Raw genomic sequence first — 17,938 nt, 5'->3', positions numbered from 1 at the left:
CGGCGCCGGACCGGAATCCAGTCGGCAGCACGACGTTCGGAGCGGGTGCGCACAGCGTTCTCACAGTCCAGGGGAGTACTATCGACGCAAACCGCCATCTGCCCGAAATGTCCGTTGCGGCAACGTATTTCGTATTCGGAAACACATCGGGAACCCCGCGGCGACCCCGTCTCGGGTGTAACCTGAATTGGTTATTCGGATGTGGTGAAGGACAAGAGCTATGACTGGTCTGATTCCATTGCTCGTCGCCGTGCCGGCCGTCACCGGCCTTGCCGGGTATGTCGCAAGAGATCTCCGCGCGGTGGTTCCCTCCACCGCGATCACACCACCCGGCCCGGCCACCCCAACCCCACACCGGCCCAGAGTCGAGTTCTTCAACCTCGACCACCTCACCAACACCGACGCCAAGGGCTTCGTCCGGCCGGTCGAGCGTTTCCATGTCGAGCCGTGGGGCCTGTACATGGCGCGCGCTGTCGACGGCCCCAGCTCACACTATCTCGAATCCTGGCTGCTGCCAGGGCTTTCGCTGCGCGCGACGGTCGCGCGGCGCAACCCGGCACACCACAGGGACCCGGACTATCGCCTCGACATCGGCGAGTTCACCCAGCTCGGCCCTAAGCGCTGGAAGGCGGTGGACCACTACTTGGACATCGTGGTGCGCCGCGGCCGCACTGCCGAACTCCTCGGCGTCGGCGAGTTGCTCGCCGCGCACGCGGCCGGCCTGGTCGACACGGCGCAGGCGCACCGGGCCGTCGAGCGCGCCACGGCAGCGCTGGACGGGCTGGCCGCGCACGACCACTGCGTCGAGGAGTGGCTCGCCACCCACGGCATCACACTCACCTGGTTGTAAACCCGCCGGTCACCGGCGCTCGACTCGACGGAGTCGTCGCGGCGGTAGATTCTGGACGCATGACGCAGGCACCTTCCGTCGACGTGCACCGCCCGAAAGTGGAGTACTTCAACCTCGCGGACCTGACCAACACCGACCCGAAAGGCTTCGTGCGGCCGGTCGAGCGGTACCACGCCGAGCCGTGGGGTCTGTACATGGCGCGCACCTCGGATCATCCACAGTTCCACTACCTCGAGTCCTGGCTGCTGCCGGAGCTGTCCATCCGCGCGACCGTGTTCCACTATCACCCGGCCCATCAGCGCGACCAGGACTACTACCTCGACCTCGGCGAATTCAGCGTGGTCGGGCCGAAGAAGTGGAAGTCGGTCGACCACTACCTGGACATCGTCGTGCGCTCGACGCGCGAGACCCAGCTGCTCGATGTCGACGAGTTGCTCGCCGCGCATGCCGCCGGCCTGATCAGGCTCGGCGAGGCGGAGGCCGCCATGCAGCACGCGGCCGCGGCGATCGACGGCATCGCCGCCAACGGCCACACCTTCGAGGGCTGGATGGAGTCCCTCGGCATCACCCTGACCTGGATGTAGACGCCCTCCGATCCGACGAATGGCACCCGGCATGGAGCGAATCGTGGTGCGCCCCAGCCGGGTCCGGCCTGACGGACTTCCCGATGCCATGGACGGCAAGAGCACCATGTCGTTCCACCTGCTGACGCCCCGTCCACTCAGTCACGAGGACGGCGCCGAGGAAGGCTGGGGCCAGAGCCTGGACCACCTCGCCACGGCAGTGCGGCGCTAGCTGTCCCGCAAGGCGCGCGCGAAGGCCGCGTCGAACCAGGGCTCCTTGACCTCGTAGTAGGCCAGCATTGCCTCTTCGCCAGTCAGCCCGGCCGCCTCGGCCTCTCCCTCGCGCTTCACCTCGAGGTACTCCGCGCGAGCGGCGGCGTCGGCGCGCAGCCAGTCGCGAAAACGCAGCGCGAACTGTTGGCCCGGCGTCCCCTCGACCCGCACGTGCACGTTGGCCAACCGGCCCGGGTCGGCGTTCTGGTGGAACCGCTTAGCCCACAGTGCGAGGTCGGCGACCGCCGGATCCTGCGGAGTGGGCTTAGGGTTGTCGCTGGTGTTCTCCGGCCGCGCCGGGAATCCGGCCGCGCCGAGCGCGTCCCGCAACCCGTCGGCCGTGGCCAGGTCCGCGACCGTGATCTGCAGATCGATCACGTCCTTGGCGGGCAGGTCCGGCACGGAGGTCGAGCCGATGTGGTCGATCCGTGACGCGGCCGCACCGCAGGCCACCCACAGCCGGGCGATCAGCCGCTGCGCCTGCGCGGGCCACTCCGGATCCGGGGGCACGATCCGCACCGTGCTGCGACGGGCGGGCGTCCCGGTGCGCAGGTTGCGTTCGAAGGGCACCAGCCGCTCGTCCCACAGCCCGCGCACCACGGCGGCGACCTCGCCGGGACCGCCGCTGTTGTCGAGCAATACGTCGGCAACGGCGCGCCGCTGCTCGTCGGTGGCTTGCGCCGAAATGCGCGCCCGCGCATCGGATTCGGCAACGCCGCGAAATTCGGCTAAACGGCGAATACGCGTTTCGGCGTCGACATCGACCACTAGAACGAGATTCATCAATGACGCGAGACCATTTTCCACCAGCAGGGGAATATCCTGGACGACAATGGCGTCCGACGGCGCTGCGGAAATCAATTCCGCGGTGCGCTTTCCGACCAGCGGGTGGGTGACGGAATTCAGTTTCGCGCGTGCCACGTCGTCACCGAATGCCTTGGCCGCGAGTGCGGGACGATCCAAGGTGCCATCCGCGGCAAGAATGCCCGCACCGAACGCCTCGACCAGTGCCGCGAGCCCCTCGGTGCCAGGCGCCACCACCTCCCTGGCGATCAGATCGGAATCGATGACCACCGCGCCGAGGTCTGCGAGTGCCCGCGCCACCGTCGACTTGCCCGCTCCCATGCCTCCGGTGAGGCCGACCCGTAACATTCGACCAGTCTTTCATCCGGGCGCCGACCGGCCGTCCGCTGCCCCGACCCAGCCGTACGCACGCCTTGCCGTCGGCATGGTTCGGACACTGGAGCTGCGCCGCCGGATGCGATTGGCGGCCATCGGTGGTGTAATCCGGTGGATTACCCGATGCGTTCACGTATTTCACCACTCCGGCTGCCATTTGCCCGATCCGTGACTGCGCCGAGACCAATTCGCAACATTTCCGGCCGGTTCCGGTTTGCCAGCGACAACTTTCCGACACGCCGAGGCAATTACGTCCGTAAAATACTCTGTCGAGCTGTTTGGTTCGGCTAATCTTCGCCGTGGCGCTCCAGGCCAGCACCAGCAAAGCAAAGGAACATCATTGGGCACCAGAATCAACCCGACGGGTCGCCACCGCCTGGGTAGGGCGGGTCGAGTGCACTGCATTCAGATCCCCGCCGTCGCCGCGGCGCTAGCCGAGCACCGCCGCTCATGGTTCACCGCGTTCGTCAGTCCCGCCCGACACAGTTTCGGGACCCTGCGGAGACGTCCGACCGCACCCGCGGTCCGTTGGGTACCTGCCGCCGCGGCCTGAACTCTCCCGTAGACGGTGGCCCAGCCCTCGCCAGGCTGGGCCATTCGTATGCGCGAACGAGGCCGCTGGGCCTGCGCCGCACCGGGGCTCGGCTCCGTCGTGCGCGATTGCGCGCCGGGTCCTCGGTTCCCGCACTGACGCTCGCGCACGAAACGCGGCCTACAGCCCGAGCGAGCGAACCAGGTCGAGCATCTCGGTGCGAAAAAGCTTTGCGGGATCCTGCGCCTGCGGACGCAGGTGACCGTACACCTCGAGCGCGATCAGGCCGTGCATCCGACCCCACATCCGCAGGGCGAGGCCGATCGCCGCGGGCGGCAGTGCTGGGAACTCGGCGCGGACATGCTCGACCAGGCCCGCATCGAAGTCCGACCATGTGGAGTCGCCGATGGTCTGCCGTGTCGCGGCGCGCGGCCATGCGGCCGCCGCGAGTCCGATCAGGCCGGTGCACGCACGCAATTCGGCTTCCGCGGCCGGGCCGCCCGGCGGCGCCTGGTAGCCGGGCACCGGATCACCGTAGATGAGCCGGAACTCGGCGGGCCGCTCGACCGCCCAGCCGCGAACGGCTTCACCCCAGGCCATGATGCGCCCGGCCGGGTCGGCCCCGGGAACGGCGTCACGCGCCGACTCCAGCCGGTCGACCAGGGCCGTGTACACGTCGGAAATGAGTGTGGAGATCAGGTCGTCGCGGGTGGTGTAGTAGCCATAGATCGCGCCGGCAGTCATGCCCATCTCACGAGCGATGGCGCGGAGCGAAATGGCATCGGGACCGCCTTCGGCCAGCAGGCGCATCGCGATCGTCTTGATATCCCCCGACGCCTGCTCACGCAGGCGCTCTCTACGACTCTTCACGACCTCGGCCACGGTTGACACTCTACAGCGTTTGGCTAATATCAGCTGTGCTGTTACTGAACAGCGTGTAGTAACTCACCAATGTTTAGGGAGTGCTGGTGGATATCGGAGTTTTCGGGGCGACCGGCGTCATCGGCGCGCGTGTCGTCGCCGAGGCACAGCGGCGTGGGCATCAGGTCACCGCGTTCACGCGCGATGCCGCGCGGTTCCCCGCCGAGCGGGGGAACGCGGCGTGGACGGTCGCCGATTGGCTGGATGCCGACAGCATCGCGTCGGCCATCGCGGGCGTGGACGTGGTCGTCAGCGCGGTGAACGCGGGACACGGCATCGCGGACACCATCGCCAACGCGGGCAATTTCGTGGCTGGCGCACACGCGATGGTCGCCGCACTCAACCAGCAACCGCGCGTGCGGCTGATCACGGTCGGCGGCGCGGGCAGCCTGGAGGTCGCACCTGGCGTGCAATTGCTCGACACCGGAGATGAATTCATCCGTAGCCTCACCGACGTCCTCGACGTACCGGCGGAGTACGCCGACGTCGTGCGTGCGCTGCGTGATGCCTTGAACGTCTATCGGTTGTCCAATCGCAATTGGACCTACCTCAGCCCGTCGTCCGGCCGGATCAACCCCGGCGCCCGCACCGGCCGCTTCCGCGTCGGCGGCGACCAACTGCTCGTCGGTGCGGAAGACATCTCGGCGGAGGACGTCGCGGTCGCCCTCCTGGACGAGGTCGAGCAACCCCGATTCATCCAACGCCGCTTCACCGTCGGCTACTGAGCGAGGGCATGACCACGGAACTAGGACTTACCGACGAACAGCCGTCGTCACAGGGGCGGGCCGCGGCATATGCCTGGCAATCACACGGGCGTTGGTCGCGGAGGGCATGCGAGTGGTCGGTGCCGCGCGCACAATCACCCGATGAGTTTGCGTGCCACCGGTGCCACCGCGGTCTGGGTCGACCTGCCACCACCGAGGGCGCGCGAGCTCGTCGAGCAAGCGCTCACCGGAATAGGCGGCATCGACGTGCTGGTCAGCAACGACGGCGGCGCGGACTTCAACGTGCTCGCCGACGGCCCTGATGGAAAGATCGCCGCGGCCAACGACACTCAGGGGGAGGAGTTCCTTCCGCAGTTGCCCGCCGCCATCGGTATGACCACTGGGCGCTTGATCGAGCCGAGGAGGTCGCCGCACAGATCACCTTCTCAGCCTCCGACCACGCCCGCAGCATCGTCGGCGCCGACCTGGTCATCGGCGGCGGCGCGTTGAAGCCATCTGACCATCCCAAATGCGACCCGCTGTCGCCCTGCTGAGCCCTCCGGTCCGTTTTTGTCGGACCCCTCCGGCACAATCAGAGCCGGTCGGACGTCGATCGAGTTGCCACTCAACGTAATCCGCAACTCGAACGAGGGAGGCACCATGCCCGATGTCCATGCTTCGACGCCCGACCCTGGTGACCCGCGCACCGTCGACCACGATCGGCTCATCGCGCTGGCGGTCGAGATCGAACGGCACCGGTATCTGCTGCGCCACGCGACGGAGGACTACCGGTGGCGGGCCGAGCGGCGGGTCGAGCATCTGGACCCGCCGGATCGGGAGTTGCGGCTGCGGCAGGCAGAGCAGCTCATCGCGGCGCTGATGATCGACCCGATCCGGCACAGCACACTGGATTTGGATGCGTATCGGGCGATCCGGGACGGAGTGCCGGTGGTGTTCGACACCGAGCGCAGGGTGTATGTCCTGCGTCGGCCCGGACTGGATCCGCTGCCGATCCGCCCCGGCCTGCCGGAGCATCGGCTCGGCGTGATCGCCCGGCTCGCCGCGCTCGGTCTGCGCTTGGAGGAGATTCAAGTCGTCGCGCTCACGACAGCGCAGATGGTGGCACCGCACGAAGCGACCGAACCACCGCCCGATCCCCCCGAGGTGCGCCGCGGGACGACGAAGCCCTCGCGCGGCATACGCAGGCCACATCGGCGTAGGCGCCCCGCAGGGCGGTAACGGTGGGCGATCGAGCCGCGCGGCGCATTCCTGATCCGATCAACGGCCTACTCGGGGCTGTCGTCAAGTCGGAGTGGCTGTGGACAGCCCCGAAAACGATTGCGCCCCAACCGGTTTCCCGGTTGGGGCGCAATCGTTCAGCTGATGCCGATCAGGCGTTGCCGGACAGCTTCTCCCGCAGGGCCGCCAGCTGGGCGTCGCTGGCCAGCGAACCGCCGCTGGTCTCGGCCTGGCTGGAGGAAGCCTGCGCACCGCTCTCGGAGGAGTAGTTCGATGCACCGCCGCCGTTCGCGGCCTCGGCCGCGGCGTCGGCCGCCATCTTCTCCATCTGCGCGGTGTGCATCTTGTGGCGACGCTCCGCCTCGGCGTAGCGGCCTTCCCACTCCTCGCGCTGCTTGTCGAAGCCCTCGAGCCACTCGTTTGTGTCGGGGTCGAAGCCCTCGGGGAAGATGTAGTTGCCCTGTTCGTCGTAGCTGTCGGCCATGCCGTACTTCGACGGGTCGAACTCGGCGTGGTAGTCCTCGTTGGCCTGCTTGAGGCTCAGCGAGATCCGACGACGCTCCAGGTCGATGTCGATGACCTTGACCATCGCATCGTCACCGACCGCGACAACCTGGTCCGGAACCTCCACGTGGCGCTCGGCCAGCTCGGAGATGTGCACCAGGCCCTCGATGCCCTCTTCGACGCGCACGAACGCACCGAACGGAACCAGCTTGGTGACCTTGCCCGGCACGATCTGGCCGATCGCGTGAGTACGGGCGAACTGACGCCACGGGTCTTCCTGGGTCGCCTTGAGCGACAGCGAAACCCGCTCGCGGTCCAGGTCGACGTCGAGCACCTCGACGGTGACCTCGTTGCCGACCTCGACAACTTCGGAGGGGTGGTCGATGTGCTTCCAGGACAGCTCGGAGACGTGCACCAGACCGTCGACGCCACCCAGGTCCACGAAGGCACCGAAGTTGACGATCGAGGAGACCACACCCTTGCGGACCTGGCCCTTCTGCAGCTGGTGCAGGAACTCGCTGCGCACCTCGGACTGGGTCTGCTCCAGCCAGGCGCGGCGGGACAGCACCACATTGTTGCGGTTCTTGTCCAGCTCGATGATCTTGGCCTCGATCTCCTTGCCGACGTACGGCTGGAGATCGCGGACGCGCCGCATCTCGACGAGCGAGGCGGGCAGGAAGCCGCGCAGGCCGATGTCGAGGATCAGGCCGCCCTTGACGACCTCGATGACGGTGCCCTTGACGGCCTCGTCCTTCTCCTTGAGCTCTTCGATGGTGCCCCACGCACGCTCGTACTGCGCCCGCTTCTTCGACAGGATCAGCCGGCCTTCCTTGTCCTCCTTGGTGAGAACAAGCGCCTCGACCTCATCACCCACGGAAACGACCTCGTTAGGGTCGACGTCGTGCTTGATGGAGAGCTCACGAGAGGGGATGACGCCTTCGGTCTTGTAACCGATGTCGAGCAGGACCTCGTCGCGGTCGACCTTGACGATGGTTCCTTCGACGATGTCGCCGTCGTTGAAGTACTTGATCGTGGCATCGATGGCGGCGAGGAAATCCTCGGCGGAGCCGATGTCGTTGACGGCTACCTGCGGCGAGGTGACGGTGGTGGGCATATGTCGGTTTGCTCCGGACGGATTGTGGTCGGTTGCGGACATTGGAACTTTCGGTACGCTGCGAACTCACCGCGAGGTGTGAAGACGGACACTTAGGAAGGTACCGCACGCAACTCGCGTGGAATGCAGCACGGGTCGAACTTCGGTACGGTTGTACGGAAGACACTCGCGCGTTCAGCGTACGCGACCTCGGTCCGGCCGGGCAAACCGGCAGTACCACCACGCCGATAGGCTGACGGGCGTGTCGGAAGATCGCCATGCGCAAGCCAATGCACTACTCGGGACGGCGGGCACGACCCGGACCAGGATCGGATCGGACGCCAGCCAGCTGGCCAGCCGACGCTGGTGGGATGCCGACGCCGCGCAATACCACGAGACGCACGCGGATTTCCTCGGCGTCGACTCACCCGGAGGCGAGTTCGTCTGGTGCCCAGAGGGCCTGCACGAGGGCGACATGCACTTGCTCGGCGACGTGGCGGGCAAGGTCATCCTGGAGATCGGCTGCGGTTCCGCGCCGTGCTCGCGCTGGCTTGCCGGACAGGGTGCGGTGCCGATCGGACTCGATCTATCCCGAAGCATGCTGGAACGCGGGAAGGCGGCGATGGCGCGCGGCGGGCCGCGGGTGCCGCTGGTGCAGGCGGGCGCCGAGGCCCTTCCGTTCGCCGACGCCTCCTTCGACCTCGCGTGCTCGGCGTTCGGCGCCATCCCGTTCGTCGCCGACTCGGCGCTGGTGATGCGGGAGGTGGTCCGGGTGCTGCGGCCCGGCGGGCGCTGGGTGTTCTCGGTGAATCACCCGATGCGCTGGATCTTCCCCGACGATCCCGGCCCGGCGGGCTTGACGGCCAAGATCCCCTATTTCGACCGCACCCCTTACGTCGAGGTCGACGACGAGGGCGTGCCGACCTACGTCGAGCACCACCGGACCATCGGCGATCGGGTTCGCGAGATCGTCGCGGCGGGCCTGCTACTGGAGGACATCGTCGAACCGGACTGGCCGGAATGGCTCGACCGCGAATGGGGGCAGTGGAGCCCCCTGCGTGGCGAGCTCTTCCCCGGCACCGCCATTTTCGTCACGGGGAAGCCGTGAGCGATGCGGGGTGATGCCGATCGGAAGCCGATCGACGAACCGGCACCGTCGGCCGCCCTGGAGCGGTGGCGCGCCCGGCTCGCGGCCCGCGGCCGGCCGATGTCGGCCGCGGGCCACGAGTTCGAGGCCTACCGCACGCTGCACCCTACTTCGAATTCGGTTTGCGCCCGGCCTGTTCCAGCGCCAGCCGCAGCGCGTACTCGATCTGCGCGTTGATGCTGCGCAGGTCGTCGGCCGCCCACTTCGCGATGGCGTCGTGGACGGCCGGGTCCAGGCGTAGCAGCAGTTTCTTGCGCTCAGCCATGGGCTGCCGCCTCAGGAGTAGAGCGAACCGGCGTTGACGACAGGCTGGGTCGGCCGGTCACCACACAGGACGACGAGCAGGTTCGACACCATCGACGCCTTGCGTTCCTCGTCCAATTCCACCATGCCCTCCCGGGTGAGCCGCTCCAGTGCGAGACCGACCATACCGACCGCGCCATCGACGATCTGGGTTCGCGCCGCGACGACCTGGGCGGGCTGCTGGCGGACCAGCATGGCCTGGGCGATCTCGGGCGCGTAGGCGAGGTGGGTGATCCTGGCCTCCAGCACCTCGATGCCCGCCATCTCGGTGCGTTCGCGCAGTTCGACGGTGAGCTCCTCGGCGATCTCGGCGCCGTCGCGCAGGCTGGTGCGGTCGGCGTCGTGCGCGTCGTACGGGTGTGTGGTGGCGAGATGGCGCACAGCCGCCTCGGACTGGGTCTCGACGTACACCTCATAGTCGTCGACGGCGAACGCGGCCTTGAAGCTGTCCACCACTCGGTAGACGACCACGGCGGCGATCTCGACCGGGTTGCCGTCGGCGTCGTTGACCTTGAGCTTCTGGGTCTCGAAGTTACGCACGCGCAGCGAGATGCTCTTGCGGTCGGTCAGCGGGATCACCGAGAAGAACCCGGGCTCGCTCACCGAGCCGACGTACCGTCCGAAGAACTGGACCACCTTGGCCTCGTTCGGGTTCACCACGGTCAGACCGGTCGCGAGCAACAGCAACACGACCACGACGACCGTCGCGAGCACCGCGCCGATCACGGCGGGCACGTTGCCGTTCCTGGCTCCCGCGGCGAAGCCGAGCACGGCACCACCGCCGAACAGGACGGTGAGCACGAGCCACCCCAGCAGCACCACGAAGCCGTTGACGCGGAAAGCAGATCGAAACTGCATGACATCCTCCCAATATCAGAGTGATATCAGAAGGATAGCATCTCGGTCGCAGCGCCACACCAGGGTGCGACGGCGCGGTGCCCGTGCTCACCCTGCGGCGGGCCGGATGTTGCGGTTGAACCGGAACAGGTTGCGCGGGTCGTACTTCGCCTTGATCGCGGCCAGGCGCGCGTAGGTGCCGGGCAGGTAGCCCGCGCGGGTCTGCGCCTCGTCGGCATCGGCACCCGCGCCGTAGAGGAAGTTGAGACTGTGGCCGAGGGTCCACGCAGCCAGCGCGGCACGGACTCGAGCCTGCGCCGCAGTGCCTTCGGGCCCGGTGATGACCCGCACGATGTACGCGGCGTCGCGGTGGTCCACCGCGATGCCGACATCGCCCGACCGGGCCAGCGCACCGCCGAGATGGCGGACGTCGACCACCGCGTCGACGCCGGACTCCGGACCCGCGGCGGCCAGCAAGGCGGCGGCCACCTCCTCGGTGAACGCGCCGAGCAGCGCGTTGGTGGCCTCGTAGGCATGCGGGTGGTCGGGGTCGCTATGGATGGTGTGCGACTCGGTGTATGGCATCGCGCGCAAGTCGTCTTTCAGCCGTTCTCCGACGGCCCGCAGCGGCGCGACCAGGCGCTCACCCTCCTCGGAAGAGCCGTTGAAGGCGATCCGGAACGACGCCACATAACGGCCGCGGAGCGGCGCGGGGACCTGCGGGATGTCCGGAAAGGTGAGCATGGTGACCGTCGAGGTCAGTTCCTCCGGCACGGTCGCGGTCCACTGCCGCCAGGCGTCCAGTGCCCGCTCGATCAGCGGCGTGTCGAACACCAGCTGTCCGCCGTACACCATTGCGACCGACAACAATTCGACCTCGAGCGCGGTGACGACACCGAAGTTTCCTCCACTGCCGAGCACGGCGCCGAACAGCTCGTCACCGGGTACCAGCCTGCGCATCCGGCCGTCGGCGGTGACCAGCTCGATCGCCCGCACCCGCTCGGCCGCGTAGCCGAATTGACGCGCGAGCAGCCCGACACCGCCGCCGAGCAGATAGCCCACCACACCGACCGAGGGCGACGAACCGTTCAGCGGTGCCAACCCGTGTTCGGCCGCCGCCTCGACCAGCGCGCCCGCGCGCACTCCGGCACCGACGTGCGCGATACGAGTCGCCGGGTCGACCCGGAGGCCGGTCATCCGACGCGTGCTGATCAGCACTCCCCCATCGGCCGCGACCGACAGCCCGTGCCCGGTCGCCTGCACGGCGATCGGAAGGTCGTGGCGCGCGGCGTATTCCACGGCGGCACGGACGTCCTCGGCGTGCACAGCCCCGACGATCAGGGCGGGCCGGTGCGCATAGGCGGTCTGAAAACCGGCGATCTCTTCGTCGTAGCCCGGGTCGCCAGGGCGGAACACAGGGCCGGTGAAAGTGTCGATGGCCTGTACGGCGTTGTTTCCCATGCCTCGACGATGCTCCATCCGAAACAAGAAGTACAACAGATAGTTCTTCTGGAATCTATAATCAACAGTTATGGAACTGCGGCAGCTTCGCTATTTCGTGACGGTCGCGGAGGAGGCAAACTTCACCCGCGCCGCCGCCCGGCTACATCTTGCCCAGCCGGGGCTGAGCGCGCAGATCCGCCGGCTCGAACGCGAGCTCGGCCAGCCGCTGTTCGACCGCGGCGGTCGCACGGTGACGCTGACCGAAGTCGGCGCCGAAGTCCTACCCCATGCGCGGGCGGCGCTGGACGCGACCGAGCGCATGACCCAGACCGTGGACGAATTCACCGGCCTGCTGCGCGGACAGGTCCGGGTCGGCCTCATCTCGGGAGCGGCGGTCGACGAATTCGATGTCGCCGCAGTGCTCGCCGATTTCCACGACGACCATCCCCAGGTCGGCATCAGCCTCACCGAAGACACGTCCGAGCGGATGCTCGCCGCCCTCGCCAGAGGCGAACTGGATGTCGCGCTGATCGGATTGACCGGCGCGGAAATGGAACCCGGCATCGGCATCGATGTGGTGCTGGAGACACCGGTGGTCGCGGCAGTCGCGGCGACCGACACAACCTTCGATGCCCAGGTCCCGCTCACCGCGCTGCGCGATCGGCCCCTGATCTGTCTGCCCGCGGGCGCCGGAATTCACGGCATCTTCTCTCGCGCCTGTGCCGCAGCGGGATTCGAGCCGAGCATCGCGTACGAGGCGGCTGCGCCTCCGCTTTTGCTGCGCCTGGCCGCGCACGGGCTCGGCGTCGCCGTGGTGCCCGAACTCACCGCGCGTGAGGCGGCGGCCTTCGGAGTGCGGACGCTGCGTATCGTCGAGCCGGAGCTGCGTGGGCGCCTCGCCCTTGCCTGGCGCACCGACCGTCCCAGCGGCCCCGCCGCCAAGGTGCTGCTCGGCCAGCTACGAATCGGCTTGCACGCCAAGGCGTGACACCAACGCGGTCGGATGGCGGCACCGGTACTCGCCAAGTGCCATCCGACTACGTTCTTCCGGTGTCAGAGCAGTCGGGAGAGGAACGCCTTGGTACGTTCGTGTCGCGGGGCGGCCAGCACTTCGCGGGGCGGACCCGCCTCCACGACCACGCCGCCGTCCATGAACACCAGCTGGTCGGCGACCTCGCGGGCGAATCCCATCTCGTGGGTCACCACCACCATCGTCATGCCCGATTGCGCGAGTTCCCGCATGACGGTGAGCACCTCGCCGACCAGCTCCGGGTCCAGCGCGGAGGTCGGTTCGTCGAAGAGCATGAGCTTCGGATCCATGGCCAGCGCACGGGCGATGGCCACGCGTTGCTGCTGGCCGCCGGACAGCTGCGCCGGGTAGGCACCCGCTTTCTCCGCCAAGCCGACTCGGTCGAGCAGCTCCCGCGCCCTGGTCACCGCGTCCGCCTTACGGATCTTCTTGACCTGGGTGGGGGCCTCGATCACGTTCTCCAACGCCGTCCGATGCGGGAAGAGATTGAAATGCTGGAATACCATGCCGATTTCGCGGCGCTGCTTGGCGGCGTCGCGTGGGTGCAGCTCGTAGAGCTTGCCGTTCTTCTCCCGGTAGCCGACGATCTCGCCGTCGACGTACAACCGGCCCGCGTTCACCTGCTCCAGGTGGTTGACGCAGCGCAGGAAGGTGGACTTGCCGGAGCCGGAGGGCCCGATGACACACAGCACTTCGCCGCGGCCCACCTCGAGCGAGACGCCCTTGAGCACCTGCAGCGCACCGAAGTTCTTACAGACCCGGTCCGCGACGATCATCGGAGGGGGCGTGGTCTTCTCGATGTCGACGCTCATTTCGCCTTCACCACCTGCTGGGCGTCGGCGAGCTCCTGCAGCTGCCTGGCGGTCAGCTGCCGCGAGACGCCGCGCGAGTAGTAGCGCTCCAGATAGAACTGCCCGACCATCAGCACGCTGGTGATGGCCAGGTACCAGGTAGCGGTGACCAGCAGCAGCGGAATCGGCTGGAAGTTCACGCCGTAGATGTCGCGTGCCCGGCCGTAGAGGTCGGTGGACAAGGGGATGGCGGTGACCAGCGAGGTGGTCTTCAACATGCCGATCAGCTCGTTGCCGGTCGGGGGGATGATCACGCGCATGGCCTGCGGTAGCACGGTCCTGCGCATGGTCTGGCCCCAGGACATGCCGAGCGCGATGGACGCCTCGCGCTGCCCCTCACCGACGGAATTGATTCCGGCCCGGACAATTTCGGCCATGTAGGCGGCCTCGTTGAGGCCGAGACCGATCACGGCGAAGGTGAACGCGGCCTGCAAGCCCTGCACATCGAGCTGGAAGAACTGCGGCCCGAACGGAATACCGAGATCGATCTGGCGGTACAACGAGGGGAATAGTCCCCAGAACACCAACTGCACGAAAACCGGTGTGCCGCGGAAGATCCAGAGGTACACCCACGCCGAAGCCCGCAACACCGGGTTCGGCGACAGACGCATCACGGCGAGCGCCGTGCCGAGCACGACCGCGATGGCCATCGCGAGCACGGTCAACTCCAGCGTGACGATGGCGCCCGAGGTGATCCTGCGGTCGAACAGGTACCTCGAGTAGGTATCCCAGCGATACGCCGGGTTCGTCGCTGCGCCGTAGACGAACAGCGCCACCAAGACCAGGATGACCGCCGCTGTTATCCAGCGACCGGGTCTGCGCAACGGAACCGCTTTGATCGGCTCCGGCTCCCGCGTCGCGTCCGCCCCGCCGGCCCCTGATTCGCCAGGCGTCGGGCGAGTGTCGTTCGTCGCCATCGATCAGCTCACGGCGCCGTTGATGACGGACGTTGTGATCGCGCCTTCCTGGACACCCCAGTTCTTCGTGATCTCGAGATACTTGCCGTTGTCCATCAGGTGCTGGACCGCCTTCTGCAGCACGGCGGCCAGCGGCGCGCCCTTGGCGACCGCCCAACCGTAGGGTGCGGAATCGAACACGGGGCCCGCGTTCTGGATCTTGCCGTCGCTCTGCTTGATCGCGTACGCCGTCACCGGGGAGTCGGCCGACATGGCGTCGACCTGACCGAGCATCAGCGCGTTGGTCGCGCCGCTCTGTTCGTCGAACGGCTTGATGTCGATGGCGGGCTTGCCCTCCGCGACGCACTTGGCGCTCTTGGCGGGCACCTCGTCGGTGTGCTCCACCGTGGTGGCCTGCACCGCGACCTTCTGACCGCAGGCGTTGTCCGGGTCGACCTGCTTGCCCTTCTGCTGGGCCCATTGGACCCCCGCGTTGAAGTAGGTGGTGAAGTCCACCTGCTGCTCGCGTTCCTTCGAGTCGGTGATCGACGACATGCCCACGTCGTAGGTACCAGCCTGAATCGCCGGGATGATCTTCTCGAACGCCGACTCGACGTACTCGGCCTGCACACCGAGCACGGAGGCGATCGCATCCATCAGGTCCACGTCGAACCCGACGATCCGGCCGCTGGCGTCCTTGTATTCGTTGGGCTGGTAGGGGATGTTCACGCCGACGACGATCTTGCCGGACTGTTTGATCTTGTCGGGGAGCTGCGCCGCGATCTCGTCGACCTTGTCCACCTGCACCTTGGCCGCCGTAGGCCCGGACTCCTCGGTGTTCGTGGTACAGCCCGTCAGCACCAGCGCGCCCGCAGCGAGCACACCCATCACCCGCAGGGCGCGCCTGCCAAGTACCGATCGATCAGACACAGCAGCCCTCCACATTTCGGATATACGAAACCAGGGTGTCACCACCCGTTGGCAATCTAAGCGACCGAGGCGCTTTTTGCTGGACAGTAACGGAAGAGAAACACGAAGTCGTGGCAAACCCCTGGTGCCCGCGTGCGGTACGCCGCGGGAACACCCTACCTCGTCAGGCCTTGACCTGCAGTTTCGAGATGCAGCCCATCCGATGCGTCGGTCTCGGATAACCGCCATAGGACAGAGTCGTGCCGGCCGATGGGATGGAATCCAGCCGGGAGGTTTGCGGGATGGGGTGTTCTAGTTATCTCCGGAGCGGCCGGGTTCGCGCGATTGTGGCCGACTAGCGACGGTGCGGCGCCGTGCACTACCTGCGCCATGGCCTTGATCGCCGAGCAGTTCAGCGAGGCGGCCAAGCCGAGCGATCCACTCAACTCCCCCGCCAGGTCGGACAAGATTTGACTTCCTCCGGTTCACGCGCTCCACCGGCATTTTCCCCCCTCAGGGAACCGGAACGACGGTGGCCAGCGGCGAGACGACCGCCACGACACCCGCCAGGACCACTCGGGTAACCACGCCGACCGACATCGCGATGTCCGGGGTCGGCCGGAACTCCCTGACCCGGCGAACATCTTGCGGCCGGCGTCGAAGCCCTCGCTGTTCTCGCACGATTACCAGGTCGGTGTACGGCGTGGCCGCGTGCACGCCCGCGAATGCCCGCGCCGGACGGATGTTGGCGTAGAGGCCGAATCGCTTGCGGACTGCGCCGCCTGGCGCGACGGCGGCACGCCGGAACCGACCCGCGGGCACGACGGATGCGGCTACCTTTTGGAGACCATGGTGCAGTCGGTCGAACTACTCCTCGATGAGGCCGCCGACGCGGAGATCCGCCGTCAGTGGCGGTTGCTCGCGGAGGCGGGCCTTCCGAGCCAGGCCGCGAACACCGCCGAATCGAACCGCCCGCACATCACCGCCGCGGTGGCCAGGCAGATCTGGCCGCGCATCGAGCGGGCGCTGGACGAGCAGATCTTCCCGCCGATCCCGGTGCGGCTCGGCGGGCTACTTGTGTTCGGTGCGCGCCATCCGATCCTGGTGCGGATGGTGGTGCCCTCCGAGCCGCTGCTCGCGCTACATCGGCGGATCTTCCACGCGATCTCGCCATGCCCCGGCATTCCGGGCAACGTCCATCCGGACGCATGGACCCCGCACATCACGCTGGCCAGGCGGGTACCCGCGCCCCAGCTCGGCGAGGCGATTCACGCCGTCGCGCGCGATCGCGATTTTCCCGCCACCGTGCTGGGTATCCGTCGGTGGGACGGCGAACAGCGGCGCGAGTGGCGGATCGGTCGTGGCGGCCGTGGAAGATAACGAAAGCAGCCCGCGTTACAGCTGGCACACCGAATACGAGAGGACGTCATGGCCACCCAGACCCTGACCCAGCAGAACTTCGATGAGATCGTCACCGGAAACGACGTGGTACTCGTCGATTTCTGGGCCGATTGGTGCGGTCCGTGCAAGAGCTTCGCACCGACCTTTGAGGCATCCTCCGACAAGCACCCCGACGTGGTGCACGGAAAGGTCGACACCGAATCCGAGCAGGGCCTCGCGGCGGCCGCCAACATCCGCTCCATCCCGACCATCATGGCCTTCCGGGAGGGTGTGCTGGTGTTCGCGCAGCCCGGCGCGCTGCCGCCCGCCGCGCTCGAGGACCTGGTCACTCAGGTCAAGTCGCTGGACATGGACGACGTGCGCAAGCAACTCGCCGAGCAGCAGGCCGAAAAGTAGCTTCGCGGCGGCGCCGGAAATCCTTGCGCCGCAGTGGAACCGAGTCGGGCACGGACGCGGATGCCCTACGGCACAAGCCGTACCCGGGCCCGACTCATGTCTCGACGCCAACAGCAAGCGCCGCGGGCGTTTCGCGGGCCCCACGCACCGCGGCCTATATCACTGAGCGCCGAGCAAGTTGACGCCCGCGATCATGGCACGGACCGTCGATTCAGCGCCGTCGTCGGCGAGCGCCGCACCCCAGCCGCGCCTGCCATCGCACTCGCACTGCACGAACGTAGCGGTGCCTTCGGCGGTGCGCCGCTGGTGAAACTGCAGGATCTCCACTGGGTAGCCCTCCTCATAGAGAGCCGAGGTCATCGCCGCGACCGGGCTGCCGGTGGCGATGACAGTCTTCGGATAGCCACCGAATTCCAGCGTCGCGGTGAACTCGGCGGTGCGGCTACCCGCGGGAGACCAGTCGCCGAGCCGAATCGGACCGCCGTGGTCGCAGTAGCGACTGTGGAACTCCGCCGAGGTCAGACCAGTGCATTCAGCGCGAAGGCCCTTCGGTGCGGCGGTATGGAACGTGTCTGTATCCAGAGTCAGGATGGTCATTGAAAGTAGGTCTTCCCGAAGAATGTCGCGGTTCAGTTGACAGAGGGGACCAGCACTAACAAGTCGAACAGCCCGCAGCGAGGGGCCGGCCCGAATCAGACCCCGCTACGGCGGGCTACTACGAGGAGTCGCCGCCACGTCACCATCGCGGTGAGCGGATCTAGCCCGGCGCCGGCCCCGGGCTCGGAGGCGGTAGCCTGCGAAACCACAGAGGGCCCGGTGAGCGACGCCATCGGCTCAACGCTGTCGCGGTCTGCGACATGGAGCGCT

At 67.3% G+C, this 17,938-nt stretch carries 21 protein-coding genes and 1 pseudogene; 11 read left to right on the top strand and 11 right to left on the bottom strand.

The features are described from left to right. Positions 1–220: 220 nt before the first annotated feature. Genes OHB12_RS35505 through OHB12_RS35495 form a run of 3 tightly spaced genes read left to right on the top strand, consistent with a single transcriptional unit; the run spans position 221 to position 1,645 of the window. A complete protein-coding gene (locus tag OHB12_RS35505; RefSeq protein ID WP_327114778.1) occupies positions 221–850 on the top strand; it encodes a DUF402 domain-containing protein in 630 nt (209 codons plus the stop codon). A gap of 59 nt (positions 851–909) precedes the next feature. Beyond that, positions 910–1,434, top strand: a complete 525-nt coding sequence (locus OHB12_RS35500) for a DUF402 domain-containing protein (RefSeq protein ID WP_327114777.1) — start codon at positions 910–912, stop codon at positions 1,432–1,434. A 19-nt stretch (positions 1,435–1,453) separates the two neighbouring features. Next, positions 1,454–1,645: a hypothetical protein gene (locus OHB12_RS35495; protein ID WP_327114776.1), complete on the top strand. Its 192-nt coding sequence runs from the start codon at positions 1,454–1,456 to the stop codon at positions 1,643–1,645. Here the strand turns inward: OHB12_RS35495 and coaE are convergent. Further along, the gene (gene coaE / locus OHB12_RS35490) at positions 1,642–2,838 is read right to left on the bottom strand and encodes a dephospho-CoA kinase (protein ID WP_327114774.1); all 1,197 of its coding nucleotides are present in this window, start codon (positions 2,836–2,838) and stop codon (positions 1,642–1,644) included. The two genes, OHB12_RS35495 and coaE, sit on opposite strands and share 4 nt — an antisense overlap. A gap of 367 nt (positions 2,839–3,205) precedes the next feature. On the opposite strand from coaE, the gene OHB12_RS35485 reads away from it, so the two are divergent. Further along, positions 3,206–3,418, top strand: a complete 213-nt coding sequence (locus OHB12_RS35485) for a hypothetical protein (RefSeq protein WP_327114772.1) — start codon at positions 3,206–3,208, stop codon at positions 3,416–3,418. Positions 3,419–3,577: 159 nt separating this feature from the next. Here OHB12_RS35485 and OHB12_RS35480 read toward each other — a convergent pair whose 3' ends face one another. Further along, positions 3,578–4,279, bottom strand: coding sequence for a TetR/AcrR family transcriptional regulator (locus tag OHB12_RS35480; protein WP_327114771.1), 702 nt, complete (start codon positions 4,277–4,279; stop codon positions 3,578–3,580). An 86-nt stretch (positions 4,280–4,365) separates the two neighbouring features. On the opposite strand from OHB12_RS35480, the gene OHB12_RS35475 reads away from it, so the two are divergent. The 3 genes from OHB12_RS35475 to OHB12_RS35465 all read left to right on the top strand — a co-directional run bounded on the left by OHB12_RS35475 (position 4,366) and on the right by OHB12_RS35465 (position 6,261). Next, positions 4,366–5,043, top strand: a complete 678-nt coding sequence (locus OHB12_RS35475; protein WP_327114770.1) for an NAD(P)-dependent oxidoreductase — start codon at positions 4,366–4,368, stop codon at positions 5,041–5,043. 141 nt (positions 5,044–5,184) lie between these two features. Then, the gene (locus OHB12_RS35470; protein WP_327114768.1) at positions 5,185–5,532 is read left to right on the top strand and encodes a hypothetical protein; all 348 of its coding nucleotides are present in this window, start codon (positions 5,185–5,187) and stop codon (positions 5,530–5,532) included. 150 nt (positions 5,533–5,682) lie between these two features. Beyond that, positions 5,683–6,261 (top strand): hypothetical protein, encoded by a 579-nt coding sequence (locus OHB12_RS35465; protein WP_327114766.1) that lies wholly within the window; start codon positions 5,683–5,685, stop codon positions 6,259–6,261. A 151-nt stretch (positions 6,262–6,412) separates the two neighbouring features. On the opposite strand, the gene rpsA is transcribed toward OHB12_RS35465, so the two are convergent. Then, entirely contained in the window at positions 6,413–7,879 is a 1,467-nt protein-coding gene (rpsA, locus tag OHB12_RS35460) for a 30S ribosomal protein S1 (protein ID WP_327114764.1), read from the bottom strand. Between the two features lie 241 nt (positions 7,880–8,120). On the opposite strand from rpsA, the gene OHB12_RS35455 reads away from it, so the two are divergent. Next, a complete protein-coding gene (locus tag OHB12_RS35455; protein ID WP_327114762.1) occupies positions 8,121–8,966 on the top strand; it encodes a class I SAM-dependent methyltransferase in 846 nt (281 codons plus the stop codon). A 145-nt stretch (positions 8,967–9,111) separates the two neighbouring features. Here the strand turns inward: OHB12_RS35455 and OHB12_RS35450 are convergent, their stop codons facing one another. From OHB12_RS35450 to OHB12_RS35440, 3 genes are all read right to left on the bottom strand, one after another. Further along, entirely contained in the window at positions 9,112–9,270 is a 159-nt protein-coding gene (locus tag OHB12_RS35450; protein WP_327114760.1) for a toxin-antitoxin system HicB family antitoxin, read from the bottom strand. An 11-nt stretch (positions 9,271–9,281) separates the two neighbouring features. Beyond that, positions 9,282–10,166: an SPFH domain-containing protein gene (locus OHB12_RS35445; RefSeq protein WP_327114758.1), complete on the bottom strand. Its 885-nt coding sequence runs from the start codon at positions 10,164–10,166 to the stop codon at positions 9,282–9,284. An 87-nt stretch (positions 10,167–10,253) separates the two neighbouring features. After that, positions 10,254–11,606 carry an FAD-binding oxidoreductase gene (locus OHB12_RS35440; protein ID WP_327114757.1) on the bottom strand — a complete coding sequence of 451 codons (1,353 nt, stop codon included), beginning with the start codon at positions 11,604–11,606 and terminating at the stop codon, positions 10,254–10,256. 70 nt (positions 11,607–11,676) lie between these two features. Here OHB12_RS35440 and OHB12_RS35435 point away from each other — a divergent pair, with 70 nt between their 5' ends. Beyond that, positions 11,677–12,576 (top strand): LysR family transcriptional regulator, encoded by a 900-nt coding sequence (locus OHB12_RS35435; RefSeq protein ID WP_327114756.1) that lies wholly within the window; start codon positions 11,677–11,679, stop codon positions 12,574–12,576. Positions 12,577–12,641: 65 nt separating this feature from the next. Here the strand turns inward: OHB12_RS35435 and OHB12_RS35430 are convergent, their stop codons facing one another. From OHB12_RS35430 to OHB12_RS36575, 4 genes and pseudogenes are all read right to left on the bottom strand, one after another. Next, complete coding sequence (locus OHB12_RS35430) at positions 12,642–13,394, bottom strand: amino acid ABC transporter ATP-binding protein (protein ID WP_327121779.1); 753 nt, start codon at positions 13,392–13,394, stop codon at positions 12,642–12,644. Between the two features lie 32 nt (positions 13,395–13,426). Then, complete coding sequence (locus OHB12_RS35425) at positions 13,427–14,386, bottom strand: amino acid ABC transporter permease (protein ID WP_327114755.1); 960 nt, start codon at positions 14,384–14,386, stop codon at positions 13,427–13,429. Between the two features lie 3 nt (positions 14,387–14,389). Next, positions 14,390–15,253, bottom strand: coding sequence for an ABC transporter substrate-binding protein (locus tag OHB12_RS35420; RefSeq protein WP_327121777.1), 864 nt, complete (start codon positions 15,251–15,253; stop codon positions 14,390–14,392). Between the two features lie 347 nt (positions 15,254–15,600). Beyond that, positions 15,601–16,060, bottom strand: a pseudogene (locus OHB12_RS36575) (isocitrate/isopropylmalate family dehydrogenase); the annotation flags it as partial. A 63-nt stretch (positions 16,061–16,123) separates the two neighbouring features. Between OHB12_RS36575 and OHB12_RS35405 the strand changes: the two are divergent. Together OHB12_RS35405 and trxA are read left to right on the top strand one after the other, a co-directional pair. Beyond that, complete coding sequence (locus tag OHB12_RS35405; protein WP_327114753.1) at positions 16,124–16,654, top strand: 2'-5' RNA ligase family protein; 531 nt, start codon at positions 16,124–16,126, stop codon at positions 16,652–16,654. Between the two features lie 48 nt (positions 16,655–16,702). After that, positions 16,703–17,071 carry a thioredoxin gene (trxA, locus tag OHB12_RS35400; RefSeq protein WP_327114751.1) on the top strand — a complete coding sequence of 123 codons (369 nt, stop codon included), beginning with the start codon at positions 16,703–16,705 and terminating at the stop codon, positions 17,069–17,071. A gap of 159 nt (positions 17,072–17,230) precedes the next feature. On the opposite strand, the gene OHB12_RS35395 is transcribed toward trxA, so the two are convergent. Continuing rightward, positions 17,231–17,668, bottom strand: coding sequence for a 2-keto-3-deoxygluconate kinase (locus OHB12_RS35395; protein ID WP_327114749.1), 438 nt, complete (start codon positions 17,666–17,668; stop codon positions 17,231–17,233). Positions 17,669–17,938 lie beyond the last annotated feature (270 nt).

The sequence above is a fragment of the Nocardia sp. NBC_01730 genome (assembly GCF_035920445.1).
Taxonomy (GTDB): domain Bacteria; phylum Actinomycetota; class Actinomycetes; order Mycobacteriales; family Mycobacteriaceae; genus Nocardia.
This window is presented reverse-complemented; position numbering and strand designations above follow the sequence as displayed.

Excerpts from the sequence above, each read along its gene's own strand:
- OHB12_RS35505 (WP_327114778.1), top strand. The coding sequence starts at position 221 with ATGACTGGTCTGATTCCATTGCTCGTCGCCGTGCCGGCCGTCACCGGC.
- OHB12_RS35500 (WP_327114777.1), top strand. The coding sequence starts at position 910 with ATGACGCAGGCACCTTCCGTCGACGTGCACCGCCCGAAAGTGGAGTAC.
- OHB12_RS35495 (WP_327114776.1), top strand. The coding sequence starts at position 1,454 with ATGGCACCCGGCATGGAGCGAATCGTGGTGCGCCCCAGCCGGGTCCGG.
- coaE (WP_327114774.1), bottom strand. The coding sequence starts at position 2,838 with ATGTTACGGGTCGGCCTCACCGGAGGCATGGGAGCGGGCAAGTCGACG.
- OHB12_RS35470 (WP_327114768.1), top strand. The coding sequence starts at position 5,185 with ATGAGTTTGCGTGCCACCGGTGCCACCGCGGTCTGGGTCGACCTGCCA.
- OHB12_RS35465 (WP_327114766.1), top strand. The coding sequence starts at position 5,683 with ATGCCCGATGTCCATGCTTCGACGCCCGACCCTGGTGACCCGCGCACC.
- rpsA (WP_327114764.1), bottom strand. The coding sequence starts at position 7,879 with ATGCCCACCACCGTCACCTCGCCGCAGGTAGCCGTCAACGACATCGGC.
- OHB12_RS35450 (WP_327114760.1), bottom strand. The coding sequence starts at position 9,270 with ATGGCTGAGCGCAAGAAACTGCTGCTACGCCTGGACCCGGCCGTCCAC.
- OHB12_RS35445 (WP_327114758.1), bottom strand. The coding sequence starts at position 10,166 with ATGCAGTTTCGATCTGCTTTCCGCGTCAACGGCTTCGTGGTGCTGCTG.
- OHB12_RS35440 (WP_327114757.1), bottom strand. The coding sequence starts at position 11,606 with ATGGGAAACAACGCCGTACAGGCCATCGACACTTTCACCGGCCCTGTG.
- OHB12_RS35435 (WP_327114756.1), top strand. The coding sequence starts at position 11,677 with ATGGAACTGCGGCAGCTTCGCTATTTCGTGACGGTCGCGGAGGAGGCA.
- OHB12_RS35430 (WP_327121779.1), bottom strand. The coding sequence starts at position 13,394 with ATGATCGTCGCGGACCGGGTCTGTAAGAACTTCGGTGCGCTGCAGGTG.
- OHB12_RS35425 (WP_327114755.1), bottom strand. The coding sequence starts at position 14,386 with ATGGCGACGAACGACACTCGCCCGACGCCTGGCGAATCAGGGGCCGGC.
- OHB12_RS35420 (WP_327121777.1), bottom strand. The coding sequence starts at position 15,253 with ATGGGTGTGCTCGCTGCGGGCGCGCTGGTGCTGACGGGCTGTACCACG.
- OHB12_RS35405 (WP_327114753.1), top strand. The coding sequence starts at position 16,124 with ATGGTGCAGTCGGTCGAACTACTCCTCGATGAGGCCGCCGACGCGGAG.
- trxA (WP_327114751.1), top strand. The coding sequence starts at position 16,703 with ATGGCCACCCAGACCCTGACCCAGCAGAACTTCGATGAGATCGTCACC.
- OHB12_RS35395 (WP_327114749.1), bottom strand. The coding sequence starts at position 17,668 with ATGACCATCCTGACTCTGGATACAGACACGTTCCATACCGCCGCACCG.